Source organism: Burkholderia sp. AU44665, from assembly GCF_030504405.1.
Classification (GTDB): domain Bacteria; phylum Pseudomonadota; class Gammaproteobacteria; order Burkholderiales; family Burkholderiaceae; genus Burkholderia; species Burkholderia semiarida.
The window spans coordinates 190,691-208,406 of record NZ_JAUJRI010000009.1 but is presented as its reverse complement, the minus strand read 5'-3'; the positions used below and the strand labels follow the sequence as shown (position 1 = coordinate 208,406).

The following is a 17,716-nucleotide window of genomic DNA, read 5'->3' as shown; positions in this document are numbered from 1 at the left end:
ATGTCCACGCTTTCCGTTCCCGCTTCGACCGCCACGCCGCTCGCGCCGCCGCTACTGTTGCGCGTGGCCGACCAGGCCGCGTATCCGGTGCTGCGCCACCTCGACGCGATCGGCACGCCGCCGCACGCGGCGGCCCGGCTCGTCGAAGCCGCCGCCGTGCGGCTGCTCGACAGCGAGATGGTGATCGCGCTGCGCACCGCCGCACCGGACGTGCTGCCGGATGCGTCCGCGTCGACACCGCTGCGGCACGACGAGGCGCCGCTCACCGAAGCGCTGCTCGAACAGATCGGCCGCGAAGGATTTCATCACCTGTTCAAGCCGTTCATGCGCGCGTTCATCCGCATCATGTTCGGGCTGTTCTTCTCCGACGACCAGAACCGCCGCGCATGCGAGTGCATCGACGCCGGCCATCACTTCGCGTTCCTGATGAGCGACGGCGGCGGCCCGACGCTCGCCGCCTGGCGCACGGTCGTGCGCAGCGACGACAACGGGCTCGCGCTGACCGTCGACAAGGTGTGGGGCATCGAGGCGCACCGCGACTGCATGGCCGTCGTCGCGGCACGCGTGCCGGGCGTGATGTTCCCGGCCGCCTATCTCGTGTGGCCCGACGAGTATCGAAAACTGAAACGCACGACCTGCGGCGCGCCGTTCCTCGCGGGCAACCTGCAGCTTGCGAACGTTGGCGGCCAGGTGCGCGTCGCCGCCGAGGATCGCCTGCGCATCGGCGGCCCGACCGTGTTCAACAAATACCTGACCGTCGTGCGGCCGTACTTCGTTCGCGCGCTGATGGCGCACGTCGGCTGGCTCGAACGGACGGGCCGCATCGAGCTCGACGCCGACGCGCGCGCCGTGCACCGCTTCATCGCGGACGCCGCGCGCGCCCAGACCGACGACGCGCATTACAGCTTCGGCAAGGTGCAGCGCGTGCTCGCGATCAAGCTGCTGTCGAACGAGTTCCTGTCCGCGCTCGTGCGCGACGGCAAGGTGCAGCTGTTCGACGACCAGCGCGACCTGCTGGCGTTTTCGAAGATGGAAGGCAGTTCGTACCGTTGTTATCACGAGCTTCGCAAGAGCCTGCGCTGCGAAGCCGGCAGTTGACCCACGCGACAGGCCGATCGATCCCGATCAAACCCACTCAACTCCAGGAGCTCCTCTCATGACGACCCAGAACGTTCCGGCCGACGCGCTCGACATCCTGTCCCGCGAAGTCGCGAAGATCCTCAACGTCGAAACCGTCGACACGGACGCCGGCATCGGCGAACTCGGCATCGATTCGCTGAACATCGTCGAGCTGATCGTGTTCTGCGAACAGCTTTACGGTTCGATCGATCCGGAAGCGCTGAACATCACGCAGTACACGACGCTGCAGCAGCTCGACGCGCAATTGCGCAGCCAGCAGCACGCGGCCTGACACGGCGATGCTCGCGCCCCTCGCCCCCATGGCGGCCGCCGCCGTCCAGCCGGCCCCGGCCACTGCGCTGACCGTGCAGGCGCTCGCGTACCGGCGCGTCGCGCCGTCGCGCGACGGCGTGGCCGCGCCGCTCGACGACACGGCCCGCGCGATCGGCACGCTCGCGTGCGCCGAACGCGAGCGGCTGTGCGGCGCGGTCGGCGCGGACGACTACGTGGTCAGCTCGACGATCCTGTCGATGCTGCTGATGAACGATTCGCCGCAGCATCGCGTGTTCGCGCAGGCGCTGGCCGGCGCGAACGACTACACGCCCGACTGGATGACCTGCTCGTACGAATGCGCGGGCTGGGGCTACGTGCTGCGCCGCACGCTCGCGACCGCGGCCGAGACGGGGCCGCGCACGCTGCTGCTGCAGATCGTCGACATCGACGTGCACGGCTATACGTACTGGCACGGCAATCCCGCGTGGGGACGCTCGGGCTTCGGCATCTGCACGCTGCTCGTCGACGTCGGCCGCGAACCGGCGGCGTCGGTGATCGCCGACGCCGCCCCGCCGGCCAGCGCGGTCGTGCGGCTCGGCCGCGACATCCGCACGTTCTGCGCGGCGCGCCCCGGGCTGCACGCGGCGCTGCCGTTCTTCCCGGCCACGTCGCGCCGCGCGCTGCTCGCGTCGGTCGGCAAGACGCCGCTGCTGCCGGACGGCCACGGCGTGTTCGGGCATGCGTTCGGCAGCGACCCGTGGCTGTCGGTGCTGCTCGCTAACCGCGACGGCGACACGCCGCGCCGCGCGGCCGTCTGCTCGCTCGCGCTGAACGGCTATTACGCGATCGCGGACGTCGCGTTCGCGCCGGACGCGACGTTCTCTCTCGACGGCGAGGCATGACATGGTGCGTCCCGTTCATTTCACCTACCGGATCGAGCGCGACGCGCGGCAGCCGGTCGCGGTCGCGGCCAGCGCGTACCGGATGCCGCTCGGCACGCCGGCCGACTATGCGCGCGCCGCGCTCGCGGAAGCGGCCGGCGACGCGTACGATGCGGGCAATGCGTACGACGCGGCCGGCGGCGAGCGCCGCGTGCTGCTCGACCACGTGCAGTATTTCGGATTCCTCGCGGAAATCACCGCGCGGATCCGCGACGCCGTGCATCCGGACGCCCGCGTGTTCATCGAAGTGTGCGCGCCGTATTTCGGCGCGCTGCCGGCCGAACTGCTCGCGCCGCACGTGCTGCTCGGCGTGCACCTGTACGACGAAGCGTTGCGCGACGCCGCGCGCGGCGCACCGGTCGTGTGGATCGGCGATCGCATTCTGCGCGATGCGGAATTCGCCGGCGACAACCGCGTGTGCTGCGCGATCTGGCCCGCGCGGCTCGCCGACGCGTTCGACGCGCAACTGCGCGGCGCGTGGCCGTCGTTCGCGATCCGGCTCGAACCGCATCCGGGCGCGTCGCGCGCCGCCGCCCCGCTCACCGATTCCGCCCATCATTCCGGCGCCGCCGCGCGGCCGGGGAGACCCTGACATGAATGACACGCTTACCGTGATGCAGGACACGGCCGATATCCGCTGGTCGATGCCCGTCGACGCGCTGATGTCGAACGACTACGCGCTGCGCGAAGAGGCGCTGAACCGGCTGTACGAGAAGGCGAAGGCCGCGCAGTGGGACGTCGCGACCGACGTCGACTGGCGCCACGACCTCGATCCGGCCAACCCGCTCGGCATGCCCGACCCGACGCTCCTGATCTACGGCACCGAGCTGTGGGGCAAGCTCGCCGACGCCGACAAGCGCGAGGTGCGCCATCACGCGCAGGGCTGGCTGCTGTCGCAGATCCTGCACGGCGAGCAGGCCGCGCTGATCTGCGCGTCGAAGCTCGCGTCGGCCGAGAGCGGCCTGAGCGCGCGGCTGTGCGCGGCCGCGCAGATGATGGACGAAGCACGCCACGTCGAGGCGTACGCGAAGCTCGTCAACGAGAAGCTCGACGTCAGCTACCCGATGAGCCGCTCGCTGAAGGGGCTGCTGCACGACACGATCACGAGCAGCGCGCTCGACATGACGAACCTCGGGATGCAGGTGCTCGTCGAAGGCATCGCGCTGTCGATCTTCCAGAGCGTCGTCGCGTACAGCACCGACCCGTTCATCAAGGACTTGTTCCTGCGGATCCAGCGCGACGAAGCGCGCCACTTCGCGGTCGGCCGGATCACGCTGTGCCGCGTGTACGCGGAAATGAGTTCGCACGAACTGCGCGAACGCGAGGAGTTCATCTGCGAAGGCGCGGCCGTGCTGTACGAACACCTGTGCGCGGACGACATCTGGGAACCGATGGGGCTGTCCAAGCGCGAATGCAGCGCGATGGTGCGCGAATCGCCGGTGTCGAGCTCGATCCGCCGCTCGATCTTCCGGCGCCTCGTGCCGACGATCCGCGAAATGGGCCTGCTCACGCCGACCGTGCAGGCGACCTTCGAAAAGCTCGACGTCCTCGACTACGCGGCGATGCCGCTCAACTGACATGACGATGCCCTCTTCCCACGCATCCCGCGACGCCGGCTTCTGGATCGGCATCGACGCGGTGGCCTACGAGCTGCCGGGCCCGCCCGTCGACATCGAGGCCTGGGCCGCCGAGCGCGACTATCCGGCCCAGCGGGCGGCCGCGATCGCGCAGTCGGGCAGCCGCTATTTCCACATGGCGCTCGACACGAGCGAGACCGATCTCGCGATCGCGGCGGTCGGCCGGCTGCTCGACACCGCGCGCGTGCATCCGTCCGACGTCGGCGCGATCGTGCACGTGCATACGCAGCAATTCAGCGTGCCGCCGGCGCCGCGCAGCCTGCCGCACGAAGTGGCCGCGCAGTTCGGCATCGAGCCGCTGTGGCTCGGCTCCGTCGCGCAACTGAACTGCGTGTCGGTCGCGGCCGGCATCGAAACCGTGCGCGCGCTGATGCGCCGCCATCCGCGGCTCGACGCGGCGCTCGTCGTGTCGTCCGACCGCGTGTACGGCGAGGACTACCGGATGCGGCAGATGACGGGCGTGCAGTGCGACGGCGCGGCCGCGATGCTGATCGCGCGCAACAGCACGAAGAACCGGCTCGGCGGCATCGCGATCGAAACGCACGCGAAATGGCATCGCGGGTCGGACACGGTCGCCGCGAACGAGGCCGACCTGATCATGATGGAGTGGCCGTACACGCGCCGTGCGATCGACGCGGCCGTCGCGCTCGAGCCGCATGCGCTCGACGCGTACGACCTCGTGCTGCCGCACAACGCCGACCTGCCCGGCTGGAACGCGCTATGCCGCGCGATGCGCGTGCCGGCCGAGCGGCTCTATGCGGACAACATCCATGCGCGCGGCCACGCGTGCTGTTCGGATTTCCCGATCAACCTGGCCGACGTCGGGCTCGATGCGCTCGCGCACGGCAAGCGCGTGCTCGGCGTGATGCAGTCGAACTGCGGCGCGTATGCGGCCGCCACACTTCATCCGGTGGGCCGCCATGACGCCTGAACGCCCGCTTCCGCCCGCCGCCGATCACGCGTGGATCGCCGACCTGCGTACGCCGTGCTACGTGTACGAGCCGGAGGTCGCGATCGCGCGCTACCGGTCGCTGAAGGCGCGGCTCGGCACGCGGCTGATCGTGTCGCTGAAGGCGAACCCGAACCAGGACATGCTCGCGCGCTGCGCGCATGCGTACGAGGACGGCGTCGAACTCGCGAGCCGCGGCGAACTCGATGCGGTAATCGGCCGGATCAGGACGCCGCGCTACCTGAACAATCCGTCGATGGACGAGATGTTCATGCGTGCGGGGCTCGCGTCGCGCTGCCATTTCGTGCTCGACAACCCGGACGCGGTCGCGCGTTTCGTGCCGCTCGCGCGCGAAGCGGCGGCCGGCGGCAGCACGCCGGGCGCCGTGCTGCTGCGCGTGAACGCCGGCGCGCTGGCCGGCGTTCATGCGCGGGCGCAGTGGCACGACCACTTCGGGATGACGCCGAACGAGGCGCACGACGCGGTGCGCACGCTCGCGGCCGCCGGCTTGCCCGTGGCCGGGCTGCACGTGTTCTCCGGCCCGCATTCGTTCATCCGCCAGGACCCGGCGCAGCCCGACACGCTCGTGCTGCCCGAACTGCTCGCGGCGCTCGCCCGCGATCTCGCGCCGGCCAACGGCGCGCCGCTCGGCTCGTTGAGCCTCGGCGGCGGTTTTGCCGACGATCATCCGGGCGATGCCGCGTTCGAGCGCTATGCCGCCGCGCTCGCGCCGCTGGCCGGCCAGTATTCGCTCGCCCATGAATCCGGCCGCGCGATCTTCGCCGATGCGGGCGTGTTCGCGACGCGCGTCGTCGCGGTGAAGGCGTGGCAGGACCGCACGATCGCCGTCTGCGACGGCGGGCTGTCCCATGCGTTCCTGCTCGCGCAGACCGAATCGGTGATGCGCCGCCTGGCCGCGCCGTCGCTCGTGCGCCGCTCACCCGCGCCGCCGTCGCGCGGTGTGCCGACGCTCTACGTCGGCAGCACCTGCAGCCGCGCGGACGTGATCGGCCGCGACGACACGGGCGCGCCGCCGCAAGTCGGCGACATCGCGGTGTTCGCACGCTGCGGCGCGTATCACCGCACGTACTCGATGGCGCATTTCCTGTCCCACGAAGCCGCGCACGTGTACGTGCGGCCTGCCTGAACCAGAGGAGCCGATCATGAACGCATTGATCAGCATCGCCGACCTGCTCGAACATGGCGCCGCGCGCTGGCCGCATCGTCCGGCGTATGCCGACGGCGGCCGCACGCTGACGTACGACCAGCTCGCCCGCGCCGTCCGGCGCGCCGCCGCCGTACTCGCGGCGCGCGGCGTGCAGCCCGGCGAGCGCGTCGCGATCTACGCGCCGAAGCGCATCGAAACCGTGGTCGCGATGCTCGCGGCCAACGCGCTCGGCGCGATCTTCGTGCCGGTCAACCCGCAGTTGAAGGAAGCGCAGATCGAACACATCGTCGCCGACAGCGGCGCAGCGCTGTTCGTGACCGGTGCGCAGCGGCTCAAGCGCCTGCCGGCGCTCGCCGCGCTCGTCGGCACGCGCACGCTGCTGATCGAGGAACTGGCCGATGCGATCGATTCGCCCGGCACCGACACGCCGGCGTCGGCAGCGGCCCCCGCCGGCCGCCCGGTCGACGACGATCCGGCCGCGCTGCTCTACACGTCCGGCTCGACCGGCAAGCCGAAAGGCGTCGTCGTATCGCACCGCAACCTGGTGTCGGGCGCGTTCAGCGTCGCCGCGTACCAGCAGCTCGCCGACGACGACGTCGTGCTCGGCGTGTTGCCGCTCAGCTTCGATGCGGGCCTGAGCCAGCTGACGACCGCGCTGGCGTCCGGCGCGTGCTACACGCCGCTCGACTTCCTGCAGCCGGCCGAAGTGCCGCGCCATTGCGACGCGTTCGGCGTCACGTCGATCACCGGCGTGCCGCCGCTGTGGATGCAGCTCGCATCGGCCGGCTGGAGCGACGCCGCGCGCACGCGGATCCGCCGCTTCGCGAACACCGGCGGCCATCTCGCGACGCCGCTGCTGCACCGTCTGCAGGCGCTGTTCACGCACGCGTCGCCGTACCTGATGTACGGGCTGACCGAAGCATTCCGCTCGACCTACCTGCCGCCCGCGGATGCGGCGCTGCGCCCGACGTCGATCGGCAAGGCCGTGCCGAACGCGGAAATCCTCGTGCTGCGCGCGGATGGCAGCGAATGCGCGGCCGACGAGCCCGGCGAACTCGTGCATCGCGGCGCATTCGTCACGCTCGGCTACTGGAACCGGCCCGAGCTGACCGCGCAGCGCTTTCGCCCGCTGCCGCGCCGGCACGGCGAAATCCCGCGCCCGGACGTCGCCGTATGGTCCGGCGACATCGTGCGGCGCGACGCGGACGGCTACCTGTACTTCGTCGCGCGCGGCGACGACATGATCAAGACGTCCGGCTATCGCGTGAGCCCCACCGAGGTCGAGGACGTGCTGTTCGCGCTGCCGCACATCCGCGAGGCCGCGGTATTCAGCGTTCCGCATCCGGCGCTCGGCGAGGCGATCGCCGCATGCGTCGTGTCGACGCTCGACGCCGACGCGTGCCGCATCGACATCGCCCGCGCGTGCCGCGACGCGTTGCCCACCTACATGAACCCGCTCGTCGTCGAGCCGCTGCCGGCGTTGCCGCGCAACCCGAACGGCAAGATCGACCGACCGGCGCTGAAAGCGCAGTATCGCGACGCGTTCGCGCGCCCGAACCTCGAGGAGACCGCCGCATGACCCCGTCGACGCTCGATGAACCCTGTGTCGGCGCGCCGCGCGTCGCCGCGCCCGGCACGCTCGCGTTGTCCGGCGGCGTCGTGGTGCTGCCGCCCGCCGTCGTGTTCAGCGCGATCCAGGCGCAGGAGCGCCATCCCGGCTACCGCCATCTGCTGCTGCCGCAGGCGCGCTTTGCGCGGCCGCGCGGCATGGGCGCGCTGACGCCCGACGAAGGCACGCGCCTCGCGCCGGGCGGCCGGCCCGCGCTGCGCGTCGCGCCGCCGGGGCGCAGCCTCGCCGATCTCGCCGCCGATGCGGCGCTCGACCTGCGCGACCAGCTCGGCTCCGGCGCGCTCGCGCGCACGACGCATCTGATCGTCGCCAGTTGCGCGCTCAACGAAGGCATCGGCGACTCGGTCGTCGGCCGCATGCAGTACGAACTCGGGCTGCAGCGCGTGACGCCGTTCGCGCTCGGCCAGAACGGCACGCTCGGCTGGTATTCGGCGCTGATGCTGCTCGACGGGCTGCTGCTCGACGAAGGCGACCAGGCGCTCGTGATCCTCAGTGACAAGTGGCTCTACCCGTTCTTCCGCCAGTTCGGCGATCTGGTCGGTTACGGCGACGCGGCCGCCGCGCTGCTCGTGTCGCGCGCGGGGCCGGCGCCGGAACCGGCCGCGTGGGGTGGCGTGCGCGCCGTCGCGATGGAGTTCGGGCCATCGGTCGCCGATCCGTGGGCCGATGCGCCGGCCGCGCTGCGCGACACGCTCGCGCCGGTCGCCGCCCGCGCGATCCGCCGCGCGCTCGACCAGGCCAACCTGCGCGCGAACCAGATCGACTGGTGCGTGCCGCCCGGCTTCGATCCCGGCTTCGCGGCGCGCGTGGCCGACGCCGCATCGATCCCGGTGGGCGCGCGCATCCAGCACGACGGGGCCGGCCATCTGTCGTCGGCCGAATCGGCTGCCGCGCTGATCCGGCTCGCGGGCGCGCTCGATGAAGGCGAACGCCGCACGGTGCTCGTCTGGGACGCGGCGCTGCATGGCGCGGCGGCGGCGGCCGTCGTCGATCTGGCCGGCGGCCTCGACGCCGCGCTCGATATCGAAGGAGACGCATGATGAGCGCATACAAAGTCAGCCTGCGCGAGTTGCGCTTCTTTCTGTGGGAACTGTTCGAGGCCGATCGGCACTTTCTCGAACACGGGCCGTACAGCGCGCACGATCGTGCGTCCGTCGACGCGCTGCTCGAACGCGCGCGCGACTTCGCGCTCGACCTCGGGCGCAGCTACCAGCAGGCGGACGTCGAGGGCTGCACGCTGCTCGACGACGGCCAGGTACGGATTCCTTCGCATTTCCATGCGCTGTGGGCGCGTTTTCGCGACGAGTGGTCGAACACGCTGTTCGGCACCGCGCACGGGCTGCCGCCGATCGTCACGCAGATGATCTACGAGATGTTCATGGGCGCGAATCCGTCGTTCATGACGTACGGCGGCTTCACGCGCCCCGCGGTCAAGCTGCTGCAGATGCACGGCACGCCGCATCAGAAGGCGCTGATCGCGCCGCTCGAAGCGTACCGCTGGGACGCGTGCTTCTGCGCGACCGAACCGCAGGCGGGCACCGACCTCACCGCGGTCGCGCTGCGCGCGACGCCGCTCGAACGCGATATCTACGCGATCGACGGCGAAAAGGTCTACATCTCGGCCGGCATGCACGAGCTGACGGAAAACACGCTGTATTTCGTGCTCGGGCGCATCGATACCGCATCGCCGGATTCATTCTCGCTGTCGTGCCTCGTCGTGCCGCGCTTCTGGCCCGACGAAGAGACCGGCGAGCTGCGGCCGAACCATGTCGACTGCATCGGCCTGCCGCGCAAGATGGGGCTCAAGGGCTGCGCGAACACGCATCTCGTGTTCGGCGCGAACGGCACGACGAAAGGCTGGCTGCTCGGCGGCCGGCGCAACGTCGGCCTGCTGCAGTTGATGCCGCTGATGAATCAGGCGCGGATGAGCACCGGGATGTTCGGCGTCGGCGTCGCGTCGAGCGCGTACCTGCACGCGGTCGAGTATGCGGGCCGCCGGCTGCAGGGGCGGCCGATCGAGCGCGCGTCGAACACGAACGCCGCGCGCGTCGCGATCGTCGAGCACGCGGACGTGCAGCGCATGCTGGTCGACATGAAAAGCCGCGTCGACGGTTGCCGCGGCCTGCTCGGCAAGCTCGCCGCGACCGCGACGCGCGCGGCGATGCTCGAAGCGACGCCCGACGCCGACCCGGCCGAGATCGAGCGCCACCGCAAGCTGCAACTGCTGCTGACGCCGATCTGCAAGGCGTTCATCTCCGACCAGGCATGGCGCATCTGCGAGACGGCGATCCAGGTGCATGGCGGGCTCGGCTATACCGACGCGAGCCCGGTCGAGCAGAATGCGCGCGACGTGAAGATCCTGTCGATCTGGGAAGGCACGAACTACATCCAGGCGCAGGACCTCGTGCGCGACAAGCTCGGCTTCGGCCGCCATTCGCGGCTGATCCAGTACTACCGCGACGAACTCGATGCATTCCTCGCCCAGCAGCATCACGCCGGCACGCAAGCGGAGCTGCGGCCGCTGTTCGACGCGCTGCGCGCGGGCGCCGACCGGATCGCCGCCGCGCTCGACGACATCGCGCGCGACGTGCAGGACGGCCACACGCATCGCAGCAGCCAGTTCTACACGCGCTTTCTGGAGATGTTCGGCGTGGTCACGTCGGCGTGGGTGCTGCTCGAATCGGCGACGATCGCCGCGCGCCGGCTCGATGCGCCGGAAACGGCCGACATGCCGGCCGAGCTCGCGTTCTATCGCGGCAAGCTGAAAAGCGCGCGCTACTACTTCGCGAACGTGCTGCCCGTCGTCGACCAGCACGCGGCCGTGATCGCCGCGATGGCGCACGCGGCGATCAGCGTCAGCAGCGACGAACTCGCCGCGGCGGAATGACATGGACACGACTCTCGATTCCGGCATCCCCGCCGCCCCGACCGCCGATGCGCCGCGCAACCTGCTCGGCCGCCCGACGACGCGCCATCGCGGCACCGACATCGACGGCGCGACGCTCGACCCCGAAGCGCTGCGCGTGCGCGATCTCGACCTGAACGCGCTGATCGGCGCGACGACGTTCGAAGGCGCGCTCGCGCATCTGTGGTTCGACGTCGCGCCCGGCCGCGCCGACCATCGCGCGCACGAGGCCGCGATCGCCGCGCGGCTCGCGGCGTTCGCCGACGCGCTGGCGCCGGGCTCGGTCGCCCAGTCGGTCGCGGCCGACCTCGGTGCGGCGGGCGTCGCGCCGGTGTTCGCGGCCGCGTCCGGCCTGCTGCGCGGCCTCGACGACGTGCTCGAACGCATGCGCGGCCCGGCGCCGGACGACGCCGATCTCGACACGATGCTGCTGTGCGCGGCCGCCGCGCCGTTCCTGCTGCACGCGGCGATCGAGGGCCGGCCGTTCGCCGCCGGCCCGCGCGCCGGCTACGGCACGGCGCTCGACGCCGCGCGGACGCAAGCGCAACGCATGCTCGCGCTGACCGGCGCGACGCGCCACGACGCGCCGGCGCAAGCCGCGATGGACATGCTGCTCGTCGCGTGGCACGCCGGCTTCGGCTACATCACGCCGACCGTGCTCGCGCCGCGCGTCGCGATCGGCACCGGCGTCACGCTGACGCAGGCGATCGCGTCCGGCTTCCTCGCGAGCGGGCCGTCGCACGTCGGCGCCGCGCTCGAAGCGATGCAGTGGCTCGCGGCGCTCGCGCGATCGGTGCCCGGCGGCGCCGGCGCACCGTCGGCGGCGCTCGACGCAGCCGGGCGCGCGGCGATCGATGCGGCGCTCGACGCGAAACGCACGCTGTACGGCTTCGGCCATCCGCTGTTCGTCGCCGATCCGCGTCCGCCGCACATGCGCGGCCGGTTCGCGGCCTGCGGCTTCGGCGGCGGCTACGTGACGCTGTTCGACGCGTGCTGCGCACAGGCCGACGCGCGCCGCGCGCTGCGGCCGAACATCGATTTCCTGACTGCCGCGACGCTGCTCGAACTCGGCGTCGCCGCGCCGCCGTGGGGCGTCGGCGTCGGGCTCGGCGCGCGCATCGCGGCGATGGCCGCGCATGCGGTGGAACGGCGCCGCCGCCCGGCGTTCGGCGTCAACAGCGCGACCGCGCGACGGCTGCTGGCCGCCGTGCCGGTCGGCTGGTTGTGAACCCTCACCCTTTCGCACAAGGAACGTCATGCTGCTCAAGAACCTGCGCCCGGCGAACGACTACGATCGCTTCGCCACCGAAACGCTCGAACCGTGGGACCTGCTGTTCATCAGCCGCATCCGCCAGCTCGCGCGCGGGATGACGCCCGGCACGATCGCCGACATCGGCACGGCCACCGGCGTCGTGCCGGTGCGGCTCGCGACCGATCCGGCGATGCGCGGCTGGCGCTACGTCGGCATCGACCTCGATCCGGCAATGCTCGACGAAGGCCGCCCGCGCATTCGCGAACTCGGGCTCGACGACACGATCGAGATGCGCGTCGGCGACGCGCTCGCGCTGCCGTTCGACGCCGGCACGCTGACGATGGCGGTCGGCCGCGCGACGCTGCACCATCTGCCCGACAAGGCGTTGAGCCTCACCGAGATGTACCGCGTGCTGGAGCCGGGCGGCATCGCGCTCGTGCACGACATGCGCCGCGACGCGCCGCAGCACCTGCTCGACCGCTTCACCGAGATGCGCGCGGCCGCCGACTATCCGCCGACCCACGTCGAGGAAAAGATCACGCTCGACGAGGCGCATGCGCTGGTGGCAGAAGCCGGTCTGACGCAGGTTGCGTCGATCTACAGCCCGAGCGCGGGGCTCGGCGCGCTCGGCTTCGAAATCCTGCTGAAGAAACCGGCGCTGGCCTGAGCGATGACCGATCTCGCCTTCCTCGCCGCACATGCCGCCGTGCGGCTCGGCGCCGACGACGTGCACTGCGCGCCGGTCGCGCCCGGCGCGACGCTGCCGCTGTGCGTGAGCCCGCGCAGCGCCGAACTCGCGACGTCGCCGGAGACGTTCGTCGCGTGGTACCGCTCGCGGCTCGACACGATCGACACGCTGCTCGATGCGTGCGGCGCGCTGCTGTGGCGCGGCTTCGCGGTGCCCGACACCGCCGCGTTCGGCCGCCTCGGCGCGCTCTACCCCGCACACGCGAACGGCTACACGGCCGGCGCCGCGCCGCGCCGGCAGATCGACGGCCAGGTCTACGAGTCGACCCGCATGCCGCCGCCGTTCAAGATCGGGCTGCACCAGGAGATGGCCTACATGCCCGCATTCCCGCGCCTCGTCGCGTTCTACTGCCGGCAGCCGGCCGACGCGGGCGGCGAAACGCCGATCTGCGACATGCGCCGCGTGACCGCGCGCGTGCCGGCCGCGCTGCGCGCGCGGTTTGCGGAACGCGGCGTGATGTACCTGCGCAATTTCGCGGCGCCGGGCGACCGCGCGGACGGCCTCGCCGCCAATCCGAACCTGCCGTTCGCCGCGTACCACCGGCCGTGGGACGACGCATTCGGCACGACGGCGCGCGACGAAGTCGAACGGCTGTGCGCGGAACGCGGCGTCGGCTGCCGCTGGCTCGACGACGGCAGCGTGACCGTATCGCACGTCGGCAGCGCGCTGCGCACGCATCCGCGCACCGGCGAGACGGTGTGGTTCAACCAGGCGAGCGCGCAGCACCCGAACCCGCGCTCGATGGGCGCGCTCAGCTATCGCTACCTGCAGCGCATGTACGGCACGCGCGCCGCGTTTCCGTACGAGATCCGCTACGGCGACGGCTCGCCGATGCCGTTCGACGATCTGGTGGCGATCTACGACGCGCTCGACGAAGAGGAACGGGCGTTCCCGTGGCAGGCCGGCGACGTGCTCGTCGTCGACAACATGCTGGTCGCGCACGGCCGCAACCCGTACCGCGGCGTGCGCGACACGCAGGTCATGCTGTTCGACTGAGGATGCCGACGATGAGCGTTTCGTTTCTTGCGTCCGTGCGCGCGATGTTCGGCCCGCCCGCCGCGTTCGACCGGCCGCGGCGCGCGGGCACGCCGCCGCTGCCCGACGCGCATGCGCCGGGCGCGGCGCTCGGCGCGCGCGCGATCGACGTCGCGGCCGGCGATTTCCGCTTCTCCGCGCGCCACGTGCGGTTCCGGCTCGGCGCGATCACCGCGATCGTCGGGCCGAACGGCTCCGGCAAGACCACGCTGCTCGAAACGCTGCTCGGCTTCCGGCGCGGCGGCAGCGACGTGCGCGTGCTCGACGTGCCGGCCGAACGCTTCATGCGCGATTCGCGCTCGCTGCAGCGGATCGGCGCGCAATTGCAGAAGGTCGAGTATCCCGATCACCTGCGCGTGTCGGAGATCGTCGCGCTGCACCGCGCGATGTACGCGCACACCGATGCGGCGATCGCCGACGCGCTCGGCATCGCCGAACTGCTCGACAAGCCGTGCCGCGCGCTGTCGAAGGGGCAGCGCCAGCGCGTGGACCTCTACGTTGCGCTCGCGCACCGGCCCGAGCTGGCCGTGCTCGACGAACCGTTCACGGGCCTCGACCGCCGCTACGCGGGCGTCGTGATCGACCTGCTGCGCCACCGCGCAAGCGGCACGAGCATCGCGATGATCTGCCATTCCGAGGAGGAACTGAGCGTGGTCGACGATCTCGTGTGGGTGCGCGACGGCGGCGTGCGCTACCAGGGCGACCAGGACACGCTGCGCGCCGAGCTCGTCGGCGATGCGCGCGCGGTCCTGCATTGCCGCGACGAGGCCGATGCGCGCGCGCTGCGCAAGCGGCTCGCGGCGCTACCCGGCGTGACCGGCGTGCGCGTGTCGGCCGCGCACGTGGTCGAGGCGTTCGGCGATGCGACGCTGCATCCGAACGTGCACCGGATCGTCGGCGAACGGGGCATCCAGCATCTCGCGCTCGCGCCGAGCACGCCGGGCGACCTGCTGCGCCTGTGCACCGAGGGCCCGAGCCATGACTAAGGTGTTCCTGATCCTCGTGCGCAACGAGCTGCTCGGCTATCTGCGCAGCCGCTCGTCGCTGTTCTGGACGCTCGTGTTCCCCGTGTTCCTGCTGAGCGTGATGCTGTTCGCGTTCGGCGGCTCCGGTTCGCTCGGCACGGCCGACATCGCGTTCGAGTTGCCCGGCGGCGCGACGCCGTACAACCAGGCGTGCCAGGCGCAGATCGTCGCCAGCCTGTCGCACAGCGACACGGTGAGGGCGACCTTCGGCGGCCGCGGCGCGCCGGCCGAGCGCGTGACCGTCGTGCTCGGCGCCGACGAGCGCACGCCGGCGACGATCCGCTACGACTTCAACGGCTCGCTCGCGGTCAAGGCGGCATCGAGAGTCGTCGAGATCGCGCTCGCGCGCTGCGCCGCGCAGCGGCTCGGGCTGCCGGCCGCGCAGGCGCGCTTCGAGAACGCGGCGCCCACGCGCCGCCCGTTCGACTACGGCGCGTTCTTCGCGACCGGCATCCTGGTGATGGCGTTCATGGCGATCGGCCTGAACTCGACGACCACCGCGATCGCCGCGCTGCGCGAGCGCAATACGTTCAAGCTGTACGTGTGCTTCCCGGTGTCGCGCGGCGTGTTCCTCGCCGCGCTGATCGTCGCGCGGATGGCGATGATGGCGCTGTCGGCGCTCGTGCTGCTGACGGTCGCGCGCGTCGCGTTCGGCATCGCGCTGCCGATCGCGACGCCGGACGGGCTGCGCGCGTTGCCGATCGTGCTGCTCGGCGCGGCGATGGTGCTGAGCATCGGCGTGCTGCTCGCCAGCCGCACGCGCTCGCTCGCGGCCGCCGAGCTCGCGTGCAACGTCACCTACTACCCGCTGCTGTTCTTCAGCGACCTGACGATCCCGATGCACGACGCGCCCGCGTGGCTGAAGGCCGGGCTCGCGTTCCTGCCGACCAACCAGTTCGCGGTCGCGCTGCGCGGCGCGCTCGTCGACGGCGCGCCGTACGCGCAGCTCGCGCCGCAACTGCTCGGCATGACCGCGTGCACCGCGCTGTTCCTGTTCGCCGCCGCGCGGCTGTTCCGCTGGCACGACGCGTGACGCGTCGCCCCGCTGTTTCGACGAAGGAGAGACACAGATGAAATCGACCCATCCCATAACCGGCTACCTGCTGCACGCGAGCAACTTCCTGCCGGCGATCGTGTTCCTGTTCTACGGCCGGCTCGGCCCCGAACAGCCGGACCTGCGCTGGACCCACGCGTTCCTGATCGGCGGCGTGCTCGCGCTCGTGCACGGCGCGTGGCTGATGCGCCGCGCGGAGCGCAACAGCATCGCGCTCGGCGTCGACCTGTTCCTCGTGATCGGTGCGGTGCTCGCGCTGGTTTCGCCGACAGGTAGCCGTCTGTGGGGCGAGGACCTCGGGCCGGCCGCGATGCTCGTCTGCGTGCTGGTGGTCGGCATCGTGCATACCGCGTGGTCGGACGGCGGCTTCGTCGACGGCACGCTCGTCGATCGCGCGCGGGCGCGTTCGCTGTCGCTCGTGCTGCTCGCCGTCACCGTCGTCGCGCTAGCGGTGTCGATCGCGATGCGCCACAGCCCGCTGTGGGGCGGCGTCGTGCCGCTGATCGCGCTGGTCGTCGTACGCGGCCGGCTGCGCAAGCAGCTCGCGCGGGCAAGCTGACGATGAACGCGCTGCCCGCACACGCGGCACACGCCGCGCCGCGGCACGCGCTCGCCGCGGCGCTCGGCGACGGCTGGCTCGAAGGCGCCGCATGCGAGCCGTATGCGACCGACGTCCTGCATCACGGCGGTGTGCCGCTCGGTGTCGCGCGGCCGGCATCGACCGCCGACGTGCGCGCGCTCGTTCGCGCCGCCGTCGCGCACCGGATCGCGCTCGTCGCCCAAGGTGCGCGCACGGGCCTCGTCGGCGCGGCCGTGCCCGATCGCAGCGGCACGCAATGCGTGGTGTCGTTCGAGCGGATGCGCGCCGTTCGCGCGTTCGATCCGGCCAATCGCAGCATCACGGTCGAGGCCGGCGTGCGGCTGTCCGACATCAATCGCGTCGCGGGCGACGCCGGGCTCTGCGTGCCGATCGATCTCGGCAGCGATCCGGCGGCCGGCGGCCTCGTCGGCGCGAACACGGGCGGCAGCCGCCTGATCAAGTACGGCGACGTGCGCCGTCACGTGCTCGGCGTCGAAGTCGTGCTGGCGGATGAAGCCGGCACCGTGATCGACACGCTCGCGCCGCTGCGCAAGCGCAACGCGGGCTTCGACGTCGCGCAATGCTTCATCGGCGCGAATGGCGCGAACGGGCTCGTCACCGCCGTATCGTTCGCGCTCGCGCCGCTCGAACGGTCGTCGTGCGCGGTGTTCGTCGCGTTCGCGTCGTACGACGCGGCGCTCGCCGGCCTGCTCGCGTTCGAACGCGCATTCGGCGAGATGCTGTCGGCGTTCGAATTCATGTCGGCGGCGGCGGTCGGTTGCGTCGCCGCCGCGTTTCCCGCATTGCGCGCGCCGTTCGAGGCCGGCACGGCTGCCTGCTACGCGCTCGTCGAGATCGCGACCGGCATGCCGGGCCTCGATGCGCTGCTGGAGGAGCGCGCCGTCGCGACGCTCGACGCGCTCGCAAGCGATCGCGCGGTGCTGGACGCGGCGTGCGCGCCGGCGGAACGGTTCTGGCGGATTCGCGACGCGCTGCCGGCCGCGGTCGCGCAGGACGGCGTGCCGCTGTCGTTCGACGTGTCGTTTCCGCGCGGCGCGCTGGCCGGATTCGTCGCCGACGCCGAGCGGTGGCTCGCCGCCGCGCATCCGGCGCTGCGCTGTCATGCGTTCGGACATTTCGGCGACGGCGGTTGCCATCTCGTCGTGTCGATCCCGCATGCCGACGCGCATCGCTACGGGCCGCTGCAGCAGGTGGCGCTGCGCGGCGCGCTGTACGACCGCGTCGTGCAGGCAGGCGGCTGCTTCAGCGCCGAGCATGGCGTCGGGCCGGTCAATATCGCGTACTACCGCAAGCACGTGCCGGCCGCGCAACGGCAACTCGCCGGCGCCGTCCAGCGCGCGATCGACCCGCTCGGCCTGGTCGGGCGCGTCCGTTACTGA

The 17,716-nt window shown here is 71.5% G+C and carries 17 protein-coding genes; all 17 read left to right on the top strand.

Features of this window, described 5'->3' with window-relative positions:
* From QZM15_RS20395 to QZM15_RS20315, 17 genes are read left to right on the top strand one after another with little or no spacing between them, the layout of a single operon-like run.
* Window positions 1-1,098: a hypothetical protein gene (locus QZM15_RS20395; protein WP_302107139.1), complete on the top strand. Its 1,098-nt coding sequence runs from the start codon at window positions 1-3 to the stop codon at window positions 1,096-1,098.
* A 58-nt stretch (window positions 1,099-1,156) separates the two neighbouring features.
* Complete coding sequence (locus tag QZM15_RS20390; protein WP_006481176.1) at window positions 1,157-1,411, top strand: acyl carrier protein; 255 nt, start codon at window positions 1,157-1,159, stop codon at window positions 1,409-1,411.
* Window positions 1,412-1,418: 7 nt separating this feature from the next.
* Complete coding sequence (locus QZM15_RS20385) at window positions 1,419-2,294, top strand: hypothetical protein (RefSeq protein WP_059579144.1); 876 nt, start codon at window positions 1,419-1,421, stop codon at window positions 2,292-2,294.
* 1 nt (window position 2,295) lies between these two features.
* On the top strand, window positions 2,296-2,925 hold the full coding sequence (locus tag QZM15_RS20380) for a hypothetical protein (RefSeq protein ID WP_060009051.1): 630 nt from the start codon (window positions 2,296-2,298) through the stop codon (window positions 2,923-2,925).
* A gap of 1 nt (window position 2,926) precedes the next feature.
* Window positions 2,927-3,910 (top strand): ferritin-like domain-containing protein, encoded by a 984-nt coding sequence (locus tag QZM15_RS20375; protein WP_059579151.1) that lies wholly within the window; start codon window positions 2,927-2,929, stop codon window positions 3,908-3,910.
* Window position 3,911: 1 nt separating this feature from the next.
* Entirely contained in the window at window positions 3,912-4,901 is a 990-nt protein-coding gene (locus QZM15_RS20370) for a 3-oxoacyl-ACP synthase (RefSeq protein ID WP_059579154.1), read from the top strand.
* Window positions 4,891-6,066, top strand: coding sequence for a PLP-dependent decarboxylase (locus QZM15_RS20365; protein WP_060009055.1), 1,176 nt, complete (start codon window positions 4,891-4,893; stop codon window positions 6,064-6,066). Before QZM15_RS20370 ends, QZM15_RS20365 begins: the two co-directional genes overlap by 11 nt.
* Window positions 6,067-6,082: 16 nt before the next feature.
* Entirely contained in the window at window positions 6,083-7,666 is a 1,584-nt protein-coding gene (locus tag QZM15_RS20360; RefSeq protein ID WP_302107138.1) for an acyl-CoA ligase (AMP-forming), exosortase A system-associated, read from the top strand.
* Window positions 7,663-8,757 carry a hypothetical protein gene (locus QZM15_RS20355; RefSeq protein ID WP_060009058.1) on the top strand — a complete coding sequence of 365 codons (1,095 nt, stop codon included), beginning with the start codon at window positions 7,663-7,665 and terminating at the stop codon, window positions 8,755-8,757. The genes QZM15_RS20360 and QZM15_RS20355 overlap by 4 nt, the downstream gene beginning before the upstream one ends.
* On the top strand, window positions 8,757-10,604 hold the full coding sequence (locus tag QZM15_RS20350) for an acyl-CoA dehydrogenase (RefSeq protein ID WP_059579165.1): 1,848 nt from the start codon (window positions 8,757-8,759) through the stop codon (window positions 10,602-10,604). The genes QZM15_RS20355 and QZM15_RS20350 overlap by 1 nt, the downstream gene beginning before the upstream one ends.
* 1 nt (window position 10,605) lies before the next feature.
* On the top strand, window positions 10,606-11,850 hold the full coding sequence (locus tag QZM15_RS20345; RefSeq protein ID WP_302107137.1) for a citrate/2-methylcitrate synthase: 1,245 nt from the start codon (window positions 10,606-10,608) through the stop codon (window positions 11,848-11,850).
* A 28-nt stretch (window positions 11,851-11,878) separates the two neighbouring features.
* On the top strand, window positions 11,879-12,541 hold the full coding sequence (locus QZM15_RS20340; protein WP_059579171.1) for a class I SAM-dependent methyltransferase: 663 nt from the start codon (window positions 11,879-11,881) through the stop codon (window positions 12,539-12,541).
* 3 nt (window positions 12,542-12,544) lie between these two features.
* Entirely contained in the window at window positions 12,545-13,618 is a 1,074-nt protein-coding gene (locus QZM15_RS20335) for a TauD/TfdA family dioxygenase (RefSeq protein ID WP_060009071.1), read from the top strand.
* A gap of 11 nt (window positions 13,619-13,629) precedes the next feature.
* Window positions 13,630-14,643, top strand: coding sequence for an ATP-binding cassette domain-containing protein (locus QZM15_RS20330; protein ID WP_059579610.1), 1,014 nt, complete (start codon window positions 13,630-13,632; stop codon window positions 14,641-14,643).
* Window positions 14,636-15,715 carry an ABC transporter permease gene (locus tag QZM15_RS20325; RefSeq protein WP_302107136.1) on the top strand — a complete coding sequence of 360 codons (1,080 nt, stop codon included), beginning with the start codon at window positions 14,636-14,638 and terminating at the stop codon, window positions 15,713-15,715. The genes QZM15_RS20330 and QZM15_RS20325 overlap by 8 nt, the downstream gene beginning before the upstream one ends.
* A 37-nt stretch (window positions 15,716-15,752) precedes the next feature.
* Window positions 15,753-16,295 carry a permease gene (locus QZM15_RS20320; protein WP_302107135.1) on the top strand — a complete coding sequence of 181 codons (543 nt, stop codon included), beginning with the start codon at window positions 15,753-15,755 and terminating at the stop codon, window positions 16,293-16,295.
* A 2-nt stretch (window positions 16,296-16,297) separates the two neighbouring features.
* On the top strand, window positions 16,298-17,716 hold the full coding sequence (locus QZM15_RS20315; protein ID WP_302107134.1) for an FAD-binding oxidoreductase: 1,419 nt from the start codon (window positions 16,298-16,300) through the stop codon (window positions 17,714-17,716).

Coding starts and splice junctions, on each gene's coding strand:
- QZM15_RS20385 (WP_059579144.1), top strand. CDS start 1,419: ATGCTCGCGCCCCTCGCCCCCATGGCGGCCGCCGCCGTCCAGCCGGCC.
- QZM15_RS20370 (WP_059579154.1), top strand. CDS start 3,912: ATGACGATGCCCTCTTCCCACGCATCCCGCGACGCCGGCTTCTGGATC.
- QZM15_RS20360 (WP_302107138.1), top strand. CDS start 6,083: ATGAACGCATTGATCAGCATCGCCGACCTGCTCGAACATGGCGCCGCG.
- QZM15_RS20355 (WP_060009058.1), top strand. CDS start 7,663: ATGACCCCGTCGACGCTCGATGAACCCTGTGTCGGCGCGCCGCGCGTC.
- QZM15_RS20315 (WP_302107134.1), top strand. CDS start 16,298: ATGAACGCGCTGCCCGCACACGCGGCACACGCCGCGCCGCGGCACGCG.
- QZM15_RS20395 (WP_302107139.1), top strand. CDS start 1: ATGTCCACGCTTTCCGTTCCCGCTTCGACCGCCACGCCGCTCGCGCCG.
- QZM15_RS20325 (WP_302107136.1), top strand. CDS start 14,636: ATGACTAAGGTGTTCCTGATCCTCGTGCGCAACGAGCTGCTCGGCTAT.
- QZM15_RS20330 (WP_059579610.1), top strand. CDS start 13,630: ATGAGCGTTTCGTTTCTTGCGTCCGTGCGCGCGATGTTCGGCCCGCCC.
- QZM15_RS20340 (WP_059579171.1), top strand. CDS start 11,879: ATGCTGCTCAAGAACCTGCGCCCGGCGAACGACTACGATCGCTTCGCC.
- QZM15_RS20380 (WP_060009051.1), top strand. CDS start 2,296: ATGGTGCGTCCCGTTCATTTCACCTACCGGATCGAGCGCGACGCGCGG.
- QZM15_RS20365 (WP_060009055.1), top strand. CDS start 4,891: ATGACGCCTGAACGCCCGCTTCCGCCCGCCGCCGATCACGCGTGGATC.
- QZM15_RS20320 (WP_302107135.1), top strand. CDS start 15,753: ATGAAATCGACCCATCCCATAACCGGCTACCTGCTGCACGCGAGCAAC.
- QZM15_RS20345 (WP_302107137.1), top strand. CDS start 10,606: ATGGACACGACTCTCGATTCCGGCATCCCCGCCGCCCCGACCGCCGAT.
- QZM15_RS20375 (WP_059579151.1), top strand. CDS start 2,927: ATGAATGACACGCTTACCGTGATGCAGGACACGGCCGATATCCGCTGG.
- QZM15_RS20350 (WP_059579165.1), top strand. CDS start 8,757: ATGAGCGCATACAAAGTCAGCCTGCGCGAGTTGCGCTTCTTTCTGTGG.
- QZM15_RS20390 (WP_006481176.1), top strand. CDS start 1,157: ATGACGACCCAGAACGTTCCGGCCGACGCGCTCGACATCCTGTCCCGC.
- QZM15_RS20335 (WP_060009071.1), top strand. CDS start 12,545: ATGACCGATCTCGCCTTCCTCGCCGCACATGCCGCCGTGCGGCTCGGC.